Origin of the sequence: Streptococcus oricebi, assembly GCF_017883985.1 — a bacterium.
GTDB lineage: Bacteria > Bacillota > Bacilli > Lactobacillales > Streptococcaceae > Streptococcus > Streptococcus oricebi.
Genome location: NZ_PRDG01000005.1, coordinates 1 through 22,135 on the forward strand (window position 1 = coordinate 1; position 22,135 = coordinate 22,135).

At 44.8% G+C, this 22,135-nt stretch carries 17 protein-coding genes; 10 read left to right on the forward strand and 7 right to left on the reverse strand.

Going from position 1 to position 22,135, the window contains the following annotated elements:
* Positions 1-311 precede the first annotated feature (311 nt).
* Entirely contained in the window at positions 312-653 is a 342-nt protein-coding gene (locus tag C4K46_RS08150; protein ID WP_209628409.1) for a metal-sulfur cluster assembly factor, read from the reverse strand.
* A 180-nt stretch (positions 654-833) separates the two neighbouring features.
* On the opposite strand from C4K46_RS08150, the gene hisS reads away from it, so the two are divergent.
* The 6 genes from hisS to C4K46_RS08180 all read left to right on the forward strand — a co-directional run bounded on the left by hisS (position 834) and on the right by C4K46_RS08180 (position 7,540).
* The gene (hisS, locus tag C4K46_RS08155) at positions 834-2,114 is read left to right on the forward strand and encodes a histidine--tRNA ligase (RefSeq protein WP_209628410.1); all 1,281 of its coding nucleotides are present in this window, start codon (positions 834-836) and stop codon (positions 2,112-2,114) included.
* 180 nt (positions 2,115-2,294) lie between these two features.
* Positions 2,295-2,489: a hypothetical protein gene (locus C4K46_RS08160; RefSeq protein WP_209628411.1), complete on the forward strand. Its 195-nt coding sequence runs from the start codon at positions 2,295-2,297 to the stop codon at positions 2,487-2,489.
* 51 nt (positions 2,490-2,540) lie between these two features.
* Positions 2,541-3,410 carry a helix-turn-helix domain-containing protein gene (locus C4K46_RS08165; protein ID WP_209628412.1) on the forward strand — a complete coding sequence of 290 codons (870 nt, stop codon included), beginning with the start codon at positions 2,541-2,543 and terminating at the stop codon, positions 3,408-3,410.
* Positions 3,411-3,503: 93 nt separating this feature from the next.
* Entirely contained in the window at positions 3,504-4,733 is a 1,230-nt protein-coding gene (locus tag C4K46_RS08170) for an MFS transporter (protein ID WP_209628413.1), read from the forward strand.
* Positions 4,734-4,857: 124 nt separating this feature from the next.
* Positions 4,858-6,612, forward strand: a complete 1,755-nt coding sequence (aspS, locus tag C4K46_RS08175) for an aspartate--tRNA ligase (protein ID WP_209628414.1) — start codon at positions 4,858-4,860, stop codon at positions 6,610-6,612.
* A complete protein-coding gene (locus C4K46_RS08180) occupies positions 6,599-7,540 on the forward strand; it encodes a YitT family protein (RefSeq protein ID WP_209628415.1) in 942 nt (313 codons plus the stop codon). The genes aspS and C4K46_RS08180 overlap by 14 nt, the downstream gene beginning before the upstream one ends.
* Positions 7,541-7,677: 137 nt before the next feature.
* Here the strand turns inward: C4K46_RS08180 and pulA are convergent, their stop codons facing one another.
* The 6 genes from pulA to C4K46_RS08210 all read right to left on the reverse strand — a co-directional run bounded on the left by pulA (position 7,678) and on the right by C4K46_RS08210 (position 15,503).
* Entirely contained in the window at positions 7,678-9,780 is a 2,103-nt protein-coding gene (gene pulA / locus C4K46_RS08185) for a type I pullulanase (protein WP_209628416.1), read from the reverse strand.
* 14 nt (positions 9,781-9,794) lie between these two features.
* The gene (locus C4K46_RS08190; protein ID WP_209628417.1) at positions 9,795-10,781 is read right to left on the reverse strand and encodes a LacI family DNA-binding transcriptional regulator; all 987 of its coding nucleotides are present in this window, start codon (positions 10,779-10,781) and stop codon (positions 9,795-9,797) included.
* Positions 10,782-10,790: 9 nt separating this feature from the next.
* Positions 10,791-11,594 (reverse strand): DUF1189 family protein, encoded by an 804-nt coding sequence (locus C4K46_RS08195; protein WP_209628418.1) that lies wholly within the window; start codon positions 11,592-11,594, stop codon positions 10,791-10,793.
* 317 nt (positions 11,595-11,911) lie between these two features.
* A complete protein-coding gene (locus C4K46_RS08200) occupies positions 11,912-12,754 on the reverse strand; it encodes a sugar ABC transporter permease (protein WP_209628419.1) in 843 nt (280 codons plus the stop codon).
* A gap of 1 nt (position 12,755) precedes the next feature.
* Positions 12,756-14,051, reverse strand: coding sequence for a sugar ABC transporter permease (locus C4K46_RS08205; protein ID WP_209628420.1), 1,296 nt, complete (start codon positions 14,049-14,051; stop codon positions 12,756-12,758).
* A 195-nt stretch (positions 14,052-14,246) separates the two neighbouring features.
* The gene (locus C4K46_RS08210; RefSeq protein WP_209628421.1) at positions 14,247-15,503 is read right to left on the reverse strand and encodes an extracellular solute-binding protein; all 1,257 of its coding nucleotides are present in this window, start codon (positions 15,501-15,503) and stop codon (positions 14,247-14,249) included.
* Between the two features lie 324 nt (positions 15,504-15,827).
* Between C4K46_RS08210 and malQ the strand changes: the two genes are divergently transcribed.
* From malQ to C4K46_RS08230, 4 genes are all read left to right on the forward strand, one after another.
* Positions 15,828-17,342, forward strand: a complete 1,515-nt coding sequence (gene malQ, locus C4K46_RS08215) for a 4-alpha-glucanotransferase (RefSeq protein ID WP_209628422.1) — start codon at positions 15,828-15,830, stop codon at positions 17,340-17,342.
* A gap of 2 nt (positions 17,343-17,344) precedes the next feature.
* Entirely contained in the window at positions 17,345-18,448 is a 1,104-nt protein-coding gene (locus tag C4K46_RS08220; RefSeq protein ID WP_209628423.1) for an ABC transporter ATP-binding protein, read from the forward strand.
* A gap of 32 nt (positions 18,449-18,480) precedes the next feature.
* Positions 18,481-20,742: a glycogen/starch/alpha-glucan phosphorylase gene (locus C4K46_RS08225; RefSeq protein WP_209628424.1), complete on the forward strand. Its 2,262-nt coding sequence runs from the start codon at positions 18,481-18,483 to the stop codon at positions 20,740-20,742.
* Between the two features lie 869 nt (positions 20,743-21,611).
* A complete protein-coding gene (locus C4K46_RS08230) occupies positions 21,612-22,133 on the forward strand; it encodes an ABC transporter permease (RefSeq protein WP_209628425.1) in 522 nt (173 codons plus the stop codon).
* The last annotated feature ends 2 nt before the right edge of the window (positions 22,134-22,135 follow it).

Sequence of the window (22,135 nt, forward strand, 5' to 3'; positions counted from 1 at the left end):
GTCTTGGCTACAAAACAGCTTTAGAGGCACTTTTAGATGAGGTTGAATAAAAGTTGCACTTTTTCTTGCAATTTATCAATTAGAAAGTCCTAGTTTTTCTAACCAGTAAAAAAGTTGGGTTATTGATATAGAAAAGAGAAGCTTGCGGGCTTCTCTTTTTCTGTTGCTTTGGGGAATTAACAAGCTTGCTTCCCTTGCTTGTCGTCTCTTCACTTTTTTCTGCTTTGGGATTTAGAGTATATTTATATCTGTTTTTTAAAAACAAAAAAGTTTGGCCTTGGCCAAACTTGGTAAAGTATTTTTCAATCAATTTAACGGGGGCTGATGCCTAGGAAGATTCGGCCAAAGCGGCTGATGCGGGTGATTTTCCAGGCGGGTGACCAGGTTACCTTGACGGAGACGGATTCAATTCCCTCGATTTCCTTGAGTGATTGAACCACCTCAATTGGTAGGCTTTCAGCACAGTCGCAGGCTGTATCGGTAAAGGTCATGACGACCTGGCAGTGGCCGAGCTCATCTAGATTGATTTCATAAATCAAGCCGAGATTGTAAATGTCTAGCTCAACATCAGGATCACAGATTTTTTCTAACCTTTCGACCAACTGGTCAGACAGGGCAGCGGCGCGGTCATTGATTTTGATATCGTCTCTCATAAGCTTTCCTTTCCCTCCATTTGTTGACTTTATTTTCTCACAATGTGAAACTTTTTTCAAGTTTTTTTGGGCTCTGAAAACGCATTTTTAGGGGGAAAGCTGGGAAATACCGGCTAGCCCTCCTAAAATTCCTCGACTTATGGTAAAATAATACTAAACCAAGAAGCCGAGGATAGAAATATGAAGTTACAAAAACCTAAAGGAACCCAAGATATCCTACCTCAAGACTCTGCTAAATGGCAGTATGTGGAACAGCTGGCGCGTGATACGTTTAAGAAGTACCGCTACCAGGAAATTCGTACACCGATTTTTGAGCATTATGAGGTGATTAGCCGTTCGGTGGGAGATACGACAGATATTGTCAGCAAGGAAATGTACGATTTCTATGATAAGGGAGATCGGCACATTACCCTAAGACCAGAAGGGACAGCCCCAGTAGTGCGCTCCTATGTCGAAAATAAGTTTTTCGCCCCAGAGGTGCAAAAGCCAGTCAAGCTCTACTATATGGGCTCTATGTTTCGCTATGAGCGGCCTCAAGCAGGACGCTTGCGGGAATTTCACCAGCTGGGCGTAGAATGCTTTGGCTCAAGTAATCCAGCAGTGGATGTAGAAGTCATGGCCATGGCCCACCATCTCTTCAAGGAGCTGGGCATTCAAAATGTGACCCTGCACCTCAATAGTTTGGGCAATAGCTCCAGTCGGGCAGCCTATCGTCAGGCCCTGATTGATTATTTGACGCCCCTGCGGGACAGCCTGTCTAAGGACAGCCAACGTCGCCTGGAAGAAAATCCTCTACGGGTCCTAGATAGTAAGGAGCCCGAGGACAAGGTTGCGGTGGAGAATGCGCCGTCTATTTTGGACTATTTGGATGAGGAGAGCCAGGACCACTTTGACCAGGTGAAGGAGCTCCTGGAAAGTCTGGGGATTCCTTATATCATCAATACCAACATGGTCCGTGGGCTGGACTACTATAACCATACGATTTTTGAGTTTATCACAGATGTGGCGGGCAATGATTTAACCATTTGTGCGGGTGGTCGCTACGATAGCCTAGTTGAATATTTTGGTGGTCCTGATACTCCTAGCTTTGGTTTTGGGCTGGGTCTTGAACGCCTACTTCTAATCCTTGAAAAACAAGGAATCAGCCTGCCTCTTACAGAGGAACTGGATGTTTATCTAGCTGTTCTGGGTTCAGAGGCCAATGGCCGAGCTTTGGAGCTCATCCAAGCCCTACGTCATCAAGGTTTCACTGCCGAGCGAGACTATCTTAATCGTAAGATTAAGGCCCAATTTAAGGCCGCTGATAGCTTTAAGGCTAGGACCATTATTACCCTGGGGGAAAGTGAAATAAAGGCCGGACAAGTTCAGGTCAAAAACAACCAGAATCGCCAAGAAATCACAGTCAGTCTAGAGGAGATTGAAAAAGATTTTGCCCAAGTATTAAAAAATTTAGAAGCTTAAGTTTCTTTTAAGCTAAGGAGATTATACTAATAGTATCAGATGAGATATCTGATACTCCTAAATAACTTTTCTTTTTCATAATAATCTCCCTATAAAAGTCACCAAATCGGGTGGCTTTTTTTATGCTTGACAGGGGCCCACTTTCCTTTTATAATGAACTTGATTTAGAAAGAGGGATTCATGAAAAAAAATATTCTTTTGGCTGTCATCCAGGCCTTGCTTGTGTTTATCATTATCGGCAGTCTAACCTACTTTATCAAGGGGCATTTCTTTTATAAATACCTGTCACTGATTTTTGGTCTACTAGCCGGTGCTCTACGTTTCTTTACGGCTTCCCTGCTAGATAGCTTTCTGCCCAAAAATAAAAAATTTTAAACGGCCAAGATTTTTCTTGCGCCGTTTTTTTGTAATGAGAGAGGTGGTATAATGGAACATTTAGGACCAGTATTTAAAAAATTAAGAGAAGCACGACATATCTCGCTGGCAGAAGCGGTTGGTGACGAGTTTTCTCCGTCCATGCTTTCTAGATTTGAAAATGAGCAAAGTGAGCTTTCTGCCCAAAAACTGTTTGTTGCTTTGGAAAATACCCATACGGAAGTCAGTGAATATCTCTATCTCGTCAGAGGAGCTGAGCAGAGTAAGGCCGAAAAGTTGCAGGAAAAAATCCACGATTTAGAAGTAAAACAAGATTATGAAGGCTTGCAGAAATTATACTCTTTAGAATTAGCAGAATTCCATAAGCAGCACAAGAGTTTTCAGATGGTCAATGCCTTAACGATTAAAGCGCATTTGAAAGCTATCAGAGAAGAGACGAAGTTGACCGTAGAAGAGGAAGAATTTCTTTATAATTATCTCTTTGACACGGAAATATGGGGGAGGTATGAACTGACGCTCTTTTCCGTTTGCTCCACGCCTTTATCACCCGAACTTTTCACTAGATATACACGGGAAATGTTGCATAAAACGGATTTTCTCAATCTTTTGAGTCAAAATAAAACAATAGTCAAAACAATGCTCCTCAATGGTTTCTTGCTCTGTATAGAGGAAAGGGATTTTGTCAATGCCGCTTATTTGGATAAGCAAATTCAAGACAATTTTTATCAAGAAAATGAGACCTATCATCGGATTATCTACATGTGGGCCAAAGGTTTTCTGGCTTATAAGCAGGACCAAAAAGAAAAAGGTTTAAAACAAATGGAAAAAGCTGTTTCCATTTTGGAAGCCTTGGATTGCAAACAAGCTGTAAGTTATTATAGAGATAATATGAATCATTTGATAAAGGAGGACTCTTATTGAGACATCAATAAGAGTTTTTTGAATATATTCAACAAAATCTTGCTAGGAAGAAATGTCCTTTATAATATTTTTAATAAATATAAGGAGGCAAACATGAAACTAGCATTTAGAAATAGATTATATGGTTTTCTAACCCTATCGCGTTTACTAAATTCTATGGGCTCATCGCTCTACAATATTATCTTTGTTATTTACGCTGCCAATATGTTCCAGTCAAAATTACTGATTGGCATTGCTAATATCACCATGGTAGTTCCGACCGTATTTACAGTCTGGGTCGGCATGCGAGCGGACAAAAGCAAGCAGAAGAGCAAGTGGCTGATTGCCACAGGATTTATCCAAGCCTTGCTGTTTGCTGCTATGGCGTTCTTTATCAACCAAGCAAGTTTGCTGGTATTTTCTACGGTTTGTTTACTAAATATTATTAGCGATGTCTTGTCGGATTTTGCTAATGGACTTCGCCTACCAATTATTCAAAAAAATATTGCCCAGGCAGATTTGATGGAGGCCTACTCTTTTAGCCAATTTCTAACCTATATCTGTAACTTAGCTGGCCAAGCCCTCGGAGTCTGGTTACTCACCATTTCGGCCAATAATTTCGCTATGGTGGCTCTGATCAATGCCTTATCTTTCCTGCTCTCTTCGCTTGTCTTGCTCTTTATTAAAAAAGACCTGACTTATGAGAAGGTTGTTCATGAGAAGGAGGAAAAGCAAACCTTGCGAGCACGATTTAGTCTCATGTTTGACAATATCAGGAACATTTTTCACCAGTCAGGGACGCCCAATTTTATTCAGCTTCTACTTGCTATTCTCTTTTTGAATGCACTTGGTGGCTCTATTGCAGCGGTCTATAATATTTTCTTAATCGACCAAGCCTTGCTTGGATTGACTTATAGTCAGTCTCTGCTTTTAGTTGAGGTCATTTTGGTAGGCGGTATTTTACTGGGCAGTTTGACTCCGCATGATTATTTTTCTAAAAAATCTTTGAGCAGTCTGGTAAGGATGAACGCCCTGATTTTTAGCCTAGTTGGCCTCTTTAATCTTTTATCTTTTCCTCCTCTACTAGGTATTTTTATCCTTGCTTTTGCTAGCTATTTGACGGGCAAGGTCAATCCCAAAATCAATTCGATGCTCTTGGCTAATCTTCCTTCCCATGTGTTGGCACAGACTAGCAATTTTCTCTCCCTACTGTTCACCCTGTCTCTTCCTGTCGGGACAGCCTTTTTCAGCTTAGTTGCTAGCTGGAATATGTCGGTCACTTGGCTTATCTTTTTCTTACTTGCCACACTAAGCCTACTCTTAACAAGCCAGTCCAAGGACTAGCTTTCCCCTTCTGACAGATCCTTTTATTGGCTGGAATATTTAGTCAAATTTTCCCTCGGCTGGGCATTCTTTTGGGCTCTTTTATGGTAAAATAGTAGAAGAATTAAAAGTTTGGAGAAAAGAGATGAAACGTTCTATCTATGCTGGGCGTGTTCGGAGTGAACATGTCGGTCAAGAACTGACCTTGAAGGGCTGGATTGCCCGTAGGCGGGACTTGGGTGGTCTGATTTTCCTAGATTTACGGGATCGAGAAGGGATTATGCAGTTGGTCATCAATCCTGAAGTAGTCAGTTCTGAGTTGATGCAGGAAGCAGAAAGTCTAAGGACAGAGTATGTGGTAGAGGTGACTGGTCGAGTTGAGGCGCGTGAGCAAGCCAATCCCAAGCTAGCGACTGGTCAGGTGGAACTTCAAGTTAGGGAGCTGGTCATTTTAAACAAGGCCAAGACAACGCCTTTTGAGATTAAGGATGGGATTGAAATCAATGATGATACGCGTCTGCGCTATCGCTATCTAGATTTGCGGCGGCCAGAGATGCTAGAAAATCTGAGGTTGAGAGCCAAGGTGACCCACAGCATTCGTAACTATTTGGACGACTTGGAATTTCTGGATGTGGAAACGCCATTTTTGAGCAAGTCAACGCCTGAAGGGGCGCGTGACTACTTAGTTCCTAGTCGGATTAGTCAGGGTCATTTCTATGCCCTGCCTCAGAGTCCCCAGATTACCAAGCAGCTTTTGATGAATGCTGGTTTTGACCGCTACTATCAAATCGTTAAGTGCTTCCGCGATGAGGACTTGCGGGGGGATCGCCAGCCTGAATTTACCCAGGTGGATCTAGAGACTTCCTTTCTCGATGAGGAGGAAATTCAGACGATTACCGAAGGGCTATTAGCCAAGGTTATGAAAGAAGTCAAGGGACTAGATTTGAGCCTGCCCTTGCCTAGGATGTCCTATGACCAGGCCATGAATGTCTATGGTTCAGACAAGCCAGATACCCGCTTTGAGATGCTGCTCCAGGACTTGACAGACCTTGTCAAGGGCAGTGACTTCAAAGTATTCGCTCAAGCACCTGCGGTAAAAGCGATTGTGGTCAAAAATGCGGCAGATAAGTACTCCCGCAAGGATATTGATAAGTTGACAGAGCAAGCCAAGCAACATGGAGCCAAAGGTCTGGCCTGGCTTAAGTTTAATGAGGGGCAGTTGGCTGGACCTGTTGCCAAGTTCTTGACAGACCTGTCAAGTAAGTTGACAGAAGCTTTACAGCTAGAAAATAATGATTTAGTCCTCTTTGTGGCAGATAGCTTAGAGGTGGCAAACAATACTTTGGGAGCCCTAAGAAATCGTTTGGCCAAGGACTTGGATCTAATTGATAAGAATCAATTTAACTTCCTCTGGGTGGTGGACTGGCCGATGTTTGAATGGTCAGATGAGGAAGGTCGCTATATGAGTGCCCACCACCCCTTCACACTACCCCAAAAGAACTCAAGTCACGAGCTAGAGGGAGATTTGAGCAAGGTAAGGGCCTGTGCTTATGATATTGTTCTCAATGGCTATGAGCTGGGTGGTGGTAGTTTACGGATCAATGAGCGAAAGCTCCAGGAGCGAATGTTTGCGGCCCTTGGTTTTAGTCAAGCAGAGGCCGAGCAAGAGTTTGGTTTCCTGCTAGAGGCTATGGATTATGGTTTTCCACCCCATGGTGGCCTGGCCCTGGGCTTGGACCGTTTAGTGATGCTTCTGGCAGGCCAAGACAATATCCGAGAAGTCATTGCCTTTCCTAAGAATAACAAGGCCAGTGATCCCATGACCCAGGCTCCGAGCCCAGTGGCCGATAAACAGTTGGCCGAGCTCAGTCTACAAGTGGAAGAATATGAAAAAGACTAGATTATATCGACGATTCCGTTATTTTTTACACAAGTTTGCCCGCAATTTTAAATTGCTGGCGGTAGTTAAGAGCATTTCCAGGGAGAAGTATGATGAGAAGATTTCTGCCTCTATTGTCTATGGTTTCTTATCGGCAGTGGCAGTCAATTTCTTCTTCCAACCTGGTCATGTCTACTCGAGTGGGGCGACGGGTCTGGCCCAGATTTTGACGGCGCTAAGTCGCAGTATTATCGGTCTGGCCCTTCCGGTCTCAGTGACCTTTTACCTAATCAATGTACCCCTGATGATTTTGGCCTGGTATCAGATTGGCCATAAATTCACCATTTTCACCTTTATTACTGTCTCGATGAGCTCGCTCTTTATCCAGCTCTTGCCAGAGGTGACCCTGACCAAGGACCCGATTATCAATGCTCTCTTTGGTGGGGTCGTGATGGGAATGGGGATTGGCTATGCCCTGAAGAATAATATTTCCAGTGGTGGGACCGACATTGTCAGCCTGACCATTCGGAAAAAAACAGGCCGCAATGTGGGTAATATCTCCCTCTTAGTCAATGGGACGATTATGGTTATTGCTGGCCTGACCTTTGGTTGGACCTATGCCCTTTACTCGATGATTACTATCTTTGTCTCCAGTCGGGTGACCGATGCGGTCTTTACCAAGCAAAAGCGGATGCAGGCCATGATTATCACCAGTAAGCCCGATCAGGTTATCGACAAGATTCACCATAAGCTCCACCGGGGGGCAACCATGATTTCCAGTGTTGAGGGGACCTATAATCATGAAAGGAAAACGATTTTGATTACGGTCATCACTCGAGCGGAGTTTAATGATTTTAAATTCATCATGAAAAAAACAGATCCCCAGGCCTTTGTTTCGGTGGCTGAGGATGTGCATATTATCGGGCGCTTTGTCGAAGAGGACAGGTGATTCGCTTATCTCAAACAAGAACTCCGTCAAACCTTAGGGTCTGGCGGAGTTTTATCTTTATTTAGGAAGATGCTTTTGCCCAACTAAAATGCAGACGAGAAGCGGATGTCTAGCTAACTAGGTTTCTGGGGGCTAGTCTAGTCAGCCTTGAGGAGGATAAACTGTTGGGGCGGAACCTTATAGCTTGCAGCAGGTCTTTCCAAGGGTTGCTTGAGGCTGATGGCTGGGTAGCTGATGTAGAGGGCTTCGGCCTCCTCATTCTGATAAACCTGCTCTTGGTCGCCAAAATTGATTAGAATCCGAATCTTTTCAGTGCCCTGCTTAATTTGATAGTCGAGGACCTGATCATTTAGCCAGGTCAACTGGCAACTTTCAAGAATAGCCGAGCGACTTTCAAGGCTCAAGAGCGGATGGGCCTTTCTAAAGGCAATTAGTTGGCGGAAGAAGTCGATGTCTTTTTTATGCTCCAGGCTAGCCTGCCAGTCTAGTTGATTGATGGTATCGGGCAGGTTGTAACTATTGTCAATCAGATTTTTACTGCGGAAGAACTCCTGGCCACTGTGGATAAAGGGAACTCCCTGGGCCAGCAAGACCAAATGGAGGGCCAGGCGGGAGCCTGCCAAGCGCTGGCTGGGACTAATCTGGGGATTTTCCAGTTTCAGATAGTCAAAGACGGTTGCATTGTCATGGCATTCTGTATAATTGATGGCCTGCTGGGGCTCCAGGAAATGGCTGGCTCCTTTCAGGCCTAGATTGGCAGTCAAGACATTTTCTAAGAGTTGGAAATTATTGTCAGCCTGGATAGCCCGACCGCCTGCAATGGTTTCCTTGATACTATTGCGGAAATGATCGCTAAAGAAGCCATAGGCTGCTAGCTGATTGGCGTTGAATTGGTGGGCCAGCTCTTCTCTGGCTAGGCCTGTCGCCATATCCCAGCCCTCTCCATAGAGGTAGACATTGGGATAGAGGGCCTTTAGCTCGCTAGCCACTTCCAGCATGGTCTCCTTATCGAGAATGCCCATCAAATCAAAGCGAAAACCATCAAAGCCATAGAGGGTCAGCCACTGCTTGAGGGAATGCTTGATGTAGCGGCGGACCATGCGGCGTTCGCTAGCTACATCGTTGCCGCAGAAGGTCCCATTGGTCTTTTCCCCATTCTCCTGATAGCGATAGAAGTAGCCGGGGAGAATCTTTTCAAAGGCAAAAGAGTCCGCTTCGTAGACATGGTTATAGACGACATCCATAATCAGGCTGAGGTCGGCCTGGTGGTAGCGGGCCACCATTTCCTGCAATTCTAAAATGCGGCAGTAGGGGTCGTGGGGATTGCTGGCAAAGCTTCCGTCTGGGATATTGTACTGGACAGGGTCATATCCCCAATTATAGACCTCTTGGGGTTTGACTTCATCTACGCTGCCAAAGTCATAGAGGGGCATGATTTGGACGTGGCTAATGCCTAGGCTTTTCAGGTAGGCAAAGCCCAGTTTTTCGCCCTGGACTTGGGGAGACTCAGTCATGGCCAGAAACTTGCCTGGGTGTTGAAAGCCGGCCTCTTTTTGCATGGAAAAGTCCCGAATGCTTAGTTCATAGATAAAGGCCTTGCTTGGTGAGAGCTGACTTTGGGCCCGCCCGATTTGGTCAGGACTAAGGAGCTTTCTAGGGTCAATCACAAAGCTGGCGCCGGAATTAGCTGTTGAGGCGAGGGCGTAGGGGTCGTGGACCTCCTGCCAATCTCCGTTGACCTTGTGGAGGTAGGTGTAACGGTAGCCCTCCAAATCGCCAGCCACTTCCAGAGACCAGACTCCTCTTTGGGGTCCTTGCAGAGGGTAGACCATTTCTTTTTGGTCGGGGGCTTGGAGGCGCAAGAGGACCTGCTCGGAAATGGGAGCCCAGAGTTTAAAACGGGTGGCCTCAGGCTTGTATTGGTTGCCTAAATCATCGCCTGCATAGTCAAAATAAGCGTCAAAACTGGGCTGACGCACCAATTTTCCAAATAAGAGCCGGCACCTATTGCGGTCCTGGTCCAAGACCTGGTAAGACTGGGTCCAGTCAAACTTTTGCGGACAGGTCAAGGAATAGACGAGCTGCTGGTCCTTTTTTTCTATTTTTTTGATGGTCAGAGGCAGACTGACTTCTTGATTTTCTAAGACAAAATCAAGGTCTGAATCGGCCTCTTTCTGGTCTAGATAGAGATGAATAAGATTTTCATCATCGAGATAGGCTTGAAATCTGCGTAAAGCCATGGCAATCCTTTCTATTATCGCTCAATCAGGCGATGGGGAATAAGTTGTCGGTAGCAAATCTGGCGGTTTTCCTTGTAGTCATTGATGATTTGTAAAATGGTGGTAAAGGAGGTGCGCCCCAACTCCAGACTATTGATATCGACATAGGCTGCTAGTTTGAGCTTGGGGTTAATCGAGTCAAAGGACAGGGTCGGGATGGCTAGTTGCTTTTCTGCCAGATAGTCGCAGACTCCTTCGGCCAGTAGGCTATCTGTGGTGATGACTGCATCAATCTGGGGATTGTGCTTAAGGAGGCGCTTGATAAATTGGTAGCCCTTCTCTTCCAAAAATTCGCTGGCAAAGGCGGTATTTTGTGGGTCGTGGCTGAGTTGGTAGTCGCTCAGGGCCTTTTGGTAGCCCTTGTAGCGATCCTGGGTCACGTAAAGTTTCTTGCTTCCGCCGATAAAGGCGATGTGTTGGCAACCTTGTTTGATAAAATATTGGGTGGCATCAAAACCAGCCTGAATATTATCGTTATCCACTAAGGGAGTGAAGGGAGAGAGGGACTTGCCCAGGATTAAAAAGGGGAATTGTTCCTCTGTGACTAGCTGGATTAGGGGATCATTTTCTTGGGAATAAAGAAAGATGAGACCGTCTACTCTCTTACCCAAGACCATCTGAGAAATGGCTTCCAGCCGTTCTTTTTGGTCTTTGCCAGTTGCGATTTGAATAGCGTAGTGGTGTTCGGCAGCAATCTGGGCAATGCCACGAAAGACCGAAGGAAAGAAGGGGTTTTGATAGAAGGCATCGGAGTCATCGGGTAATACCAGGCCGATAACTTGGCTATAACTGCTGACCAGGCTACGGGCATTGAGATTGGGATGGTAGTTGAGCTCCTTCATGGCCTTGCGGACCCTCTTTTTGGTCTCCTCACTAATAGTCTTTTTATTTTGAATAACCCGAGTGACGGTAGAGGGAGAAACCTTGGCTAATTTGGCAACATCTTTAATAGTAACACGCATGCTAACCTCCTAGTTATCTGAATCCTGAAAATGGGTCTGATAAAAGACTAGGACCAGATACAGGACAAAGAGAATATTTTGAATGGTAATCATAGTGGGCAGGGCCTGACCAAAGAGTCCGCAGATGAGACTGATGATGCTTGCAAGGCCTAGGCAGTTGAGGGTGAAGTTGTAGCACTCCTTGATTGTCCTAAAGGCAAAGAGTCGAGATTTCTTGGTCAGATAGAGAAAGAAGCTGGCTCCGACCGTTAAGATAAGGAAGTTGAGGGTAAAGAGACCGGCAGAAATCAGAAGGATAAAGAGGTTGATAATAATCCGGTTTTCCTGAAACCAAGCCTGGGAAATGGCTTTGCTAAGACTGGCCTTATCCTTTAAATCAGCCTGCTTAATCTGACGGTAGTAAATCCTGGCCAGCTCTTTTTTTTGCTTGCTGATCAGGAGTTGGTTTGGTCCAAAAGTCAGGGTCAAGTCCTGACCTAGACTTTGAGAATCCTGGCCCAGAAGGACTTGTCCTGCCTGATTTTTGTGGATAGGATTTTGGCCGTTATAACTGAGCTGCCCTTCTTTTATTTGAATATTCTCCCTTATATCCTGCATGACCTGCCCATCTAAGGGCTCATAAACCTTATCGATAAAGGTTTCCAAGGGATAGCTGGTCCTGCTTGCGTTTTGCAGGGCTACTGGAATCAAGGAGAGGGAAATCAAGAACAGACTGGTAAAGATGATTTGAAACCAGGTCAGGACTTTCCGGTTTTTAAAGCTGGCCTTGAAAGGGAAAATGCTGGAGAAATAAGAAAAAGGATAGGGTAACATAGGTCTCTCTTTTCTATTTTGTAAACGTTTGCTTCTATTATACCTTATTTTTGAAAATTGTGCATACGTTTGCATGCCTAAATGGACTAGAAAATTAGTCTTTTATAACCTCCCATTTCAACCTGCCTTGCCCGCTTTTTTGCACACTTTATGGGGCTGGCTATCAGTTTGTTGTTTTTTTGCTCTGGTCTAGCCTTGCTAGCTTAAAGGTACCCGAAATCTGGCTTGCTTTCCTCTTTTAGCCTAGTTAGAGGGTAGCAAAAAGCGGGACCAGCTAGTCTTGTGAGAAAGACCTGCTAGCTCCGCTCTTTCAGATTTTATCCCTTGTCTCCACCACTGGTTAGACCAGATACAAAGTTCTTTTGCAGGAAGAAGAAAAGGATACAGATGGGGAGGGCAGTTAGGACCGCCCCTGCTGCAAAGTAGGCAATTTGTAGGTTTTTCAAGTCACTTACAAAGGTTCTAAGACCGACAGCAACGGTATAAACCTCTTTTTCCCTGAGCAGGAAACTAGAGAGGATATAGTCTCCGAAAGGTCCCATAAAGGCCCAGAGGGCTTGAACGGCCACCATGGGTCTTACTAAAGGAAGGACAATCTGCCAGAAACGTCTGAAGTGTCCCGCCCCGTCAAGCTTGGCCGACTCATCAAGTGACATGGGTACGGTATCAAAGTAACCCTTCATGAGCCAAGCATTCATTGGGATTCCTCCACCGACATATAGGAGGATGAGGAACCAATTTTGGTTGAGAGCGTTGAGCATGAGGGCCATAACGAAGAAGGCAGTAAGGGCAGCGATAGTCGGTACCATTTGAATAATAAGGAAGAAGACCAGACTTTGCTTACGAGCCAGGAAGTTATAGCGACTGTAGGCATAACCAGCCAGAACAACGATGCTGGTTTGGATAATCATGGTCAAGAAGGCCACAATCAAGGTGTTGACATACCAAGTCCCGTAGAGGGTTTCGGTAAAAAGTTTGACAAAGTTGTCCAGACTAAAGTTGACATTCATATCCAGCTTGAAGGCGACCACATTTCCCGATTTGAAGGCGGATAGGATGGTAATCATCAAGGGATAGAGGATGATGATAGATAGGACAACTAGATAGAGGTAGGTCAAAAAATGATTGAGTCGACGTTTGGTTTTTATAGAATGATTCATCTTAGACGTCCTCCATATCAAATGCGTGTAGTTTCTTAAAGGCAATCATCGAAATACCGATAACAATAATGGAAATAATCAGGGTGACAGCCGCTGCCATTGAATATTGAGGAGCCGTTCCTGTGGTTAGACGATAAATCCAGGAAATCAGGATATCGGTCGAGCCAGCTCCACCCCCAACAGTCCCCGGACCACCGCCATTAAAGAGGTAGATGATGGAGAAGTTGTTGAAGTTAAAGGTGTATTGGCTGATTAGGGTTGGGGCCGCCACTGCCAAAATCATCGGCAGGGTAATATTGCGGAACTTTTGCCAACTATTGGCTCCGTCGATATAGGCTGCCTCATAGAGATCATTAGGAATAGACTGGAGAATCCCCAGGGTCAAGACATAGATATAAGGGAAGCCCAGCCAGCCCTGAATCATAATCAGAGCAATCTTGGTCCAGGTTGGGTCTGTCTTCCAAGGGATGAGATGCCCATTGAGGAAGGGCAAGACCTTGCCCAAGAGAGGGAGGACCTGGGTGTTGATGGCTCCGACAGAGTCATTGAACATATTACTAAAGGTAAGGATAGTAATGAAGGCAGGCACTGCCCAAGGGAGCAGGAAGATAACACCAAAGATTCTTTTTCCCTTGATAAAGGGTTGGTTGGAAATGATGGCTGTAAAGATTCCAATTACGATTTGGAGGGTAGAAGCCGCCAGGGCCCAGATGATGGTCCAAGACAGAACCGAACCAAAGGCTGAGCGGAAGGTGCTCAATTTCCAAATGTTACTAAAGTTAGTCAGACCGACCCAGTCCAGCAACTTGCTTGGAGGTAGGTGCTGGAAGTCATAGTTGGTAAAGGCGATTAAGAGGGTGACCAAAACCGGGAAGATGATGGCAAAGGTCATAGCAATGTAAGAAGGAATAATGAGCAAGTAAGGGAAACCATTGGCATAGACCTCCTTGGTCATATCCTTGAAAGAAGTCGCGACAGGTAAATGATTGTTCCAGCGCTTGGCTGTACTGTAGGCGTCCTTGAGGTTGAGGGCATAGAAGATGAGATAAACAAAGACGATAATGAGATGAAAGGCGCCCTGAATCAGCATAAAGAGCGAATTATCTCGACCGCGTACCTCCCCTAGACTAATCAAATTGCTCAACTCACCGAGGGCGACTAGGAAAAAATAGGCCAGAAAGGCAATGGTGACAGCCAGAAAAATAAATCCCTTGGCTTTTTGTTTATTATAGATTTGACCAAGTCCCGGGACCAGGGAGAGCAGCAATGCTTTACTTGGATTTTGTTCTTTCGTCATTAGAGTCTCCTTTGAAATTCTTGATAGCAAGCGTCTCTCTGATACCCCTTCAATCAAGATTAGCCTTGGGGCAGGATTGAAAGGTGGCCTCTTAGCCTAGCCTGTGGGTCTCCTTCATTTTACTTTTCCTTGACTAGTATCAGAAAATAGAACTCGACTGGAGCTGCCAATCGAGTTCTATCGCCTCAATTTCTTTTATTTGTTACCAAATTTTTGGTCAATGGTCTCCTTGATCAATTTAACAGCTTCATCAGCAGCAGTTTTAGCGTCTTTCTTGCTACTTACAGCATCAAAGAGCATGTTCTTAGCTGGGTCCCAAACAGCACTCATTTCAGAGATGTTTGGCATTGGTTGAGCTGACTTGAATTGTTTGATAACAGCTGACGTTAACTCATCGTTCTTGCCTTCGGCATAAGCACGAGCTTCTGTGTTAGCAGGAACTTCATTGGTTGCATCGTAGAATTCTTTTTGTTGGTCGGTTGTGGTGAGGAAGTCGATGAATTTTTGGGCAGCATCTGGGTTTTTAGAACCAGCTGGGATGACCCAAGCCTTACCACCACCAAAGGCTTGATATTCTTTGCCATCTGCCAGAGTTGGAATGGTTGCAACTCCGTAGTTAACCTTGGCATCTTTGAGGGCAGACGCCTTCCAAGGACCATCAATCATAGCAGCAGTCTTACCTGAGGTAAATTGGGTTTGAATCAGGTTAGAAGCGCCTTCTGTATCTTGTAAACCTTTTGGCCATTTTTCATACCAAGATTTAGCGTATTCGATTCCCTTGATGGAGCCTTCGTTAGCCAGTCCGATGTCTTTTGGATCTTTACCGTCTTTACCAAAGACATAGCCACCGTTACCAGCTAGCAGTCCATAAGCATAGTAGAAGTTGGTCCAGTCAGCCAAAAAGGCAGTTGTTTTTCCAGCTTCGCCGTCAAAGTTGTACTTGCTATCTTTGGCCAATTCTTCTACTTCTGCAAAAGTAGTTGGAGCCTTGGAGATTAGGTCCTTGTTATAGTACATAACCAGGGTTTCAATAACAGCAGGGGCACCGTAAACCTTGTCGCTTGTAGTTACCAAGGCCTTGGTTGTGTCGTCTGTCTTACTATCTTTATTCAAGGTTACTTCTGATAATTGTCCATCTGTTCCCAGGCTACCTACGCGGTCGTACGGTGCCATCATGACATCTGGCGCCTTACCGGATTGGTTATCAAGAGAAAGGTTGTCCAAACCAGTCAACTGGTCACCAGTCTTAATCGTTACCTTAGAGCCGCTTTCTTTTTCAAACTTTTCAGCAGCTTTGGTCATGTAGGCCTTGTATTGCTCTTCGACATAAACAGTGACATTCTTGTCTGAAGCAGCGTCTTTTGATGACTTGTTATTACAAGCAGCTAAAAGCAAACCAGCTAGGGCAACAGTTCCTAATACCGCAGCACTTTTCAAGGCTTTGTTTTTCATAAGATTATTCCTCCTAAGAATAAAAAAAAGTAAAGATAAATTAAGTAGTTTACGCAAACGTTTTCTTAAACTACTCAAAGTATATCACAAATAGAAAACGCTTGCAAGAGTTTTGTAAAAATTTTTTTAGTCACTTTGACCGATAAAGTCCACTTTGCTTATTTTATAGTAGAAAAGGACAAGGGAGGAGCCTTTTCTGTTGGAAAAGCAAAAAAAATCAAAAAATGGTTGCATTTGAAAGAAAAAACAGCTATAATCAAATCAAAGCAAACGTTTTCACTGCGAGTGGACTTAAACTGGAGTAAAATAATTGAGGTGATGTGAGTGAAAGAACGTCAAAGTGGTGTATTGATGCACATTTCTTCCCTACCAAATAAGTATGGGATTGGCTCTTTTGGGAAAAGTGCCTATGAATTTGTGGATTTTTTAGTTAGGACCAAGCAACGCTACTGGCAAATCCTACCCCTAGGAACGACTAGTTACGGGGATTCCCCCTACCAATCTTTCTCAGCCTTTGCAGGGAATACAAACTTTATTGACTTTGACCTCCTGCTAGAAGAAGGTTTATTAAAGGAAGAGGACTTAGAGGGGCTAGACTTTGGCCAAGATGAGACCAGAGTAGACTATGCCAAGATTTTCAAGGCCCGCAGACCAGTTTTGGAAGCCGCCGTTGGGCGCTTTTTGGAGCGGGGAGATTTGGCAGACTATGAGCTCTTCCTAGCAGAAAATGCAGCCTGGCTAGAGCTCTTTGTCGACTATATGGCCATCAAGGAACATTTCGACCTCAAGGCCTGGACTGAATGGCCCGATCAGGCTGTTCGTTTACGGCAACCAGAAGCCCTGGAGCACTACCGCCAAAAATTGGCCAATCAGATGGATTTTCACCGAGTAAGCCAGTATTTCTTCTTTAAGCAGTGGTTAAGCCTCAAGGCCTATGCTAATCAAGAGCAGATTGAAATTGTTGGCGACATGCCAATCTATGTTGCAGCCGATAGCTGTGATGTTTGGGCCCAACCTCATTTCTTCAAGACCGACCAAGAGGGGCGTCCCTCATCAGTGGCCGGTGTTCCACCAGATGAATTTTCAGTGGATGGCCAACTCTGGGGCAACCCAATCTATGACTGGCAGGCCATGGACGAGGATGGTTACCAATGGTGGGTCGACCGTCTTAGAGAAAGTTTTAAAATCTATGATGTCGTGCGGATTGACCACTTCCGTGGTTTTGAGTCCTACTGGGAAATTCCAGCAGACGCCGAGACAGCAGCGACAGGTAAATGGGTCAAGGGACCAGACTATGCCCTCTTTAAGGCCGTCAAGGACCAGTTGGGCGATTTAAATATCATTGCCGAAGACCTGGGCTTTATGACCGATGAAGTGATTGAGCTACGTGAAAAGACGGGCTTCCCAGGTATGAAGGTCTGCCAATTTGCCTTTAATCCAGATGATGAAAGCATTGATAGTCCCCACCTGGCTAGCAACAACTCGGTCATGTACACCGGGACCCATGACAATAATACCGTCCTAGGCTGGTACAATCAGGAAATCAAGGACGAGGACAGGACCTACATGGCCCGCTACACCAACCGCAAGGAATATGAAACAGTTCCCCATGCTATGTTGCGGACCATCTTTGCCTCGGTCAGCTTTATGGCCATTGCGACCATGCAGGATTTGCTAGAACTAGATGGCTGGGCTCGAATGAACCTCCCTTCAACTATTGGAGGCAACTGGCAGTGGCGGATGACTGCTGACCAACTAAGTCCAAAAGTAGAGGCGAGTTTATTAGATTTGACAAGGATTTATCGACGCGAAAATAGTCGCTTGAAAAAGAAAGGATAACTATGGCAACCCTATCGTTAAAGGAAATTTATAAGAGATATGATAACGGTTTTGAGGCCGTACAAGATTTTAATTTGGAAGTGGCAGACAAGGAGTTTATTGCCCTGGTCGGCCCGTCTGGTTGTGGAAAGTCAACCACCCTGCGCATGATTGCGGGTCTAGAGGATATTACTGAAGGCGAATTTTATATCGGTCAGACCTTGGTTAACGATGTTGAACCCAAGGACCGAGACATCGCTATGGTCTTTCAGTCTTATGCCCTCTATCCTCACATGTCTGTCTATGACAATATGGCCTTCTCCCTCAAGCTCAATAAGGTCTCTAAGGAAGAGATTGACAAGAAGGTCAAGGAGGCCGCGGAAGTCTTAGGCCTGTCCAACCTCTTGGACAGAAAACCCAAGGCCTTATCCGGAGGACAAAGACAGCGGGTGGCCCTGGGTCGGGCTATCGTCCGCTCTCCTAAGGTCTTTCTCATGGATGAGCCCCTGTCTAATCTGGACGCTAAATTGCGGGGCAATATGCGGGCGGAGATTATCCGTATTCATAAGCAGCTCGGGGCAACGACTATCTATGTCACCCATGACCAGACAGAAGCCATGACCATGGCTGATCGGATTGTGGTTATGAATGCAGGGATTGTCCAGCAAATAGCTGCTCCTAAGGAGATTTACGAAAATCCCAAAAATCTCTTCGTGGCCGGCTTTATCGGTGCTCCAACCATGAACTTCCTCAAGGGAACGATTGGTATGGGCGACTTCATTGCCGACAATGGCTCCCACTTTGCCTTGTCAGAAGGCCAATATGCCCGCCTAAAAGAAAAGGGCTATGCTGGCAAGCGGGTCATTTTGGGAATCCGACCAGAAAACATCTCAAACGATCCGCTGGTTCTAGAAACCTATCCCAAAGCTCAAATCCAGGCTCCAGTCAAGGTGGCCGAGCTTTTGGGTGCTGAGTACATCATCCACACAGAGGTGGGGGATGAGGCGATTAAGGCCATTGTCCACAGCCGTCAAGATGTCAAGATGGGACAAGAGATGACTCTGGCCTTTGATATGAATCGAGCGCATTTCTTTGACTTAGAGACAGAAGAGAGTATACTATATTAAGACCAACTGATGGAGGGGAATTTTAAAACGACATGTTAAATTTACAAACAACCGTACAGGCAGCTTATAACAAGCCTATTTCAGAGTGTAGCAATGAGGAACTCTATGTAGCCCTCCTCAACTTCACCAAGGCTGTGTCTAGCATCAAGCCAATCAACAACAGCAAGAAAAAACTTTACTATATTTCAGCTGAATTTCTAATCGGAAAACTACTATCAAATAACCTGATCAACCTAGGCCTCTATGACTCAGTCAAGGAGGAACTGGCTGAAAATGGCAAGGACTTGATTGCGATTGAAGAGGTGGAATTAGAGCCTTCTCTGGGGAATGGGGGCTTGGGCCGTCTGGCAGCCTGCTTCTTGGACTCTATTGCAACCCTGGGTCTAAATGGGGACGGAATTGGTCTTAACTACCACTATGGTCTCTTCCAGCAGGTCCTGAAAAATAACCAGCAGGAAACCATTCCCAACCGTTGGCTCAAACGCCAAAGCTGGTTGACCACCTCCCACCATTCTTACGAGGTGCCTTTTGCCCACTTTACCCTGAAATCAATGCTTTATGATATTGATGTACCAGGTTATAAGACTGCCAAGAAAAACCGCCTCCGTCTCTTTGATTTGGCCTCTGTGGATGGCTCAATTATCCATGACGGTATTCAATTTGACAAGACAGATATTGCCAAGAACCTGACCCTCTTCCTTTATCCGGACGACTCTGACCGCCAAGGGGAGCTCCTGCGGATTTTCCAACAGTACTTTATGGTCTCCAATGGAGCCCAGTTAATTCTGGACGAGGCAGTTTCAAGAGGTTCCAACCTTTATGACTTGGCAGACTATGCAGTGATTCAGATTAACGATACCCACCCATCCTTGGTTATTCCTGAAATGATTCGTCTCCTGATGCTAGCAGGAATTGAGATGGATACAGCGATCAATATTGTTCGTTCAATGACAGCCTATACCAACCATACTATTCTGGCTGAAGCCCTGGAAAAATGGCCGCTGGACTTCTTGGAAGAAGTGGTCCCTCACTTGGTACCGATTATTCAAGAGTTGGATCGTCGCGTCAAGGAAAGCTATCAAGACCCAGCTGTGCAGATTATTGATGAGCATGGTCGGGTGCACATGGCCCACATGGATATCCACTATGGTTACAGTGTCAATGGGGTAGCAGCTCTGCATACCGAAATCCTTAAACATTCAGAGCTCAAGCCTTTCTATGACATCTATCCTGAAAAGTTCAACAACAAGACCAACGGAATCACCTTCCGCCGCTGGCTCATGCATGCTAATCCACGCTTGACCAGCCTCTTGGATGACTACCTAGGTCATGGCTGGCACCACGATGCTAGCCAACTTGAAGAGCTCTTACAGCTGGAGGATAGTAAGGCCCTCAAAGAAAGCCTGGAAAAAATCAAGGCCCACAACAAGCGCAAGCTCGTTCGCCACATGAAGGAACGCCAAGGATTTGAAGTGAATCCAAATGCTATCTTTGATATTCAAATCAAGCGTCTCCACGAATACAAACGCCAACAGATGAATGCCCTCTATGTCATTCATAAGTATTTGGACATCAAGGCAGGCCACATCCCTGCACGTCCTCTGACCGTATTTTTTGGAGGAAAGGCTGCTCCTGCCTATACCATCGCTCAAGACATCATCCACCTGATTATGTGTTTATCAGAAGTGATTGCAAATGACCCTCAAGTAGCTCCTCACCTGCAAGTGGTTATGGTAGAAAACTACAATGTCACAGCGGCTAGCTTCTTGATTCCGGCCGCCGACATTTCTGAGCAAATTTCCCTAGCTTCCAAGGAAGCTTCTGGAACAGGAAACATGAAGTTTATGCTAAATGGAGCCCTGACCCTGGGAACTTCAGACGGAGCTAATGTGGAAATTCATGAGCTAGTTGGCGATGATAATATCTACATCTTTGGTGAAAAGAGTGAAACAGTTATCGATCTCTATGCCCAAAGTGGCTATCTGGCGCGTGCCTACTATGAGCGCCCAAGTATCCAACCCCTAGTTGACTTTATTGTCAGCGAGCCTGTGCTCAAGGTTGGAAATCCTGAACGCCTAGAGCGCCTCTACCATGAATTGATTAACAAGGACTGGTTTATGACCCTGCTGGACTTGGAAGACTATATCGCAACCAAGGAAAAAATGCTGGCAGACTACGAAGATCGAGACAGTTGGCTGAACAAGGTCATTGTCAATATCGCCAAGGCTGGCTTCTTCTCATCTGACCGCACCATCGCTCAGTATAATGAAGAAGTATGGCATTTAGAAAAATAAAATAAAGGAAGTGGGACAAGGAAGATTCCTTTGCAGGAATGCCCCTGTCCTCTCCTTTTTGTTTTGCCCTATTTTTCGCAAGGATGTTTGATTTCTACCAGGATTAAAGAGGAAAAACATCCAAAAACAACCGTTTAGGAACAAAAAACGACTTTTTAGGGATTTGGCTTACAAAAAAGTTTTCCTGGTCTATAATAAGAGTATAGAAAAGAGGAAAGATAAGCTTTCTCCCAAGTTGCTTCCCGGCAATGTCCTTCTTACTTATCTTTCCTTGGTTTCTATTGAATGAAAAAGATTAGTCAGAGTAAAGTCCTAAGCACTCTGATTTTTTTATGTCTTTTCTAGCTTTTTAAGAAAAAGCAACCGTTTAGGAACAAAAAACGACTTTTTAGGGATTAAGCTTACAAAAAAGTTTCCTTGGTCTATAATAAGAGTATAGAAAAGAGGAAGGTGAGTTTTCTCCCAAATTGCCTCCCAGCAATGTCCTTCTTAGCTTATTTTTCTTAGTTTCTATTGAATGAAAAAGATTAGTCAGAGTAAAGTCCTAAGCACTCTGATTTTTTTATGTCCTTTTCTAGCTTGTTAAGAAAAAACAACCGTTTAGGAACAAAAAACGACTTTTTAGGGATTTGGCTTACAAAAAGGTTTTCTTGATCTATAATAAGAGTATAGAAAAGAGGAAGATAAGTTTTCTCCCAAATTGCTTTCCCGGCAATGTCCTTCTTAGCTTATCTTTCCCTGCTTTCTATTGATATTTGTAAGTTCATCAGAGTTATTCCCAAAACTCTGATTTTTTTATAGGCAAATTTCTTACTTGGTCAAAGTTGGGCCAGTTAGCAATTTTCCTAGTATTCATCCGGAGGTAAACAATGAAGAAAAAACCGATTTATTTATATGTCCTGGTCATTATTTCCTCGGTTCTCTCCCTGCTAGGTGTCTTTAGCTATTTTACGGCTAGTCCGAAAAAGCCAGAGGCCGACCAGCTTAAGATGATGGGGCTGGATAAGCAACAGGCTAGTCAATATCAGACCTTCTTGGACAAAAGTTTTACTCAATTTCATAATCCTCTGGCTCTCCTGCTTATTATTTGTTCGCTGGTGATTTTAGGGGCAAGCATCTATTTCCTTTTCTTTAAAAAGGATCTTCTCTGGGCCCACCTGGCTTATAGTGCTTATCTGATATTTGGTTTGCTTGAGCTTATCTATAATCGTATCTTATCTGGGCAAGTGCTGGCTTATCTGACTATTCCTCAACTTAAGGAGCTACAGATACAGGTGGAAAATGTCGCATATATCTTCTCTTTGGTCTTTCAATCTCTCTTTTTGGCCATTGTTCTTTTTAAGCTGTGGCGCCAGCAAAGAATCTTGGAGCAAGAAGAAGTTTCAGTTTAAAT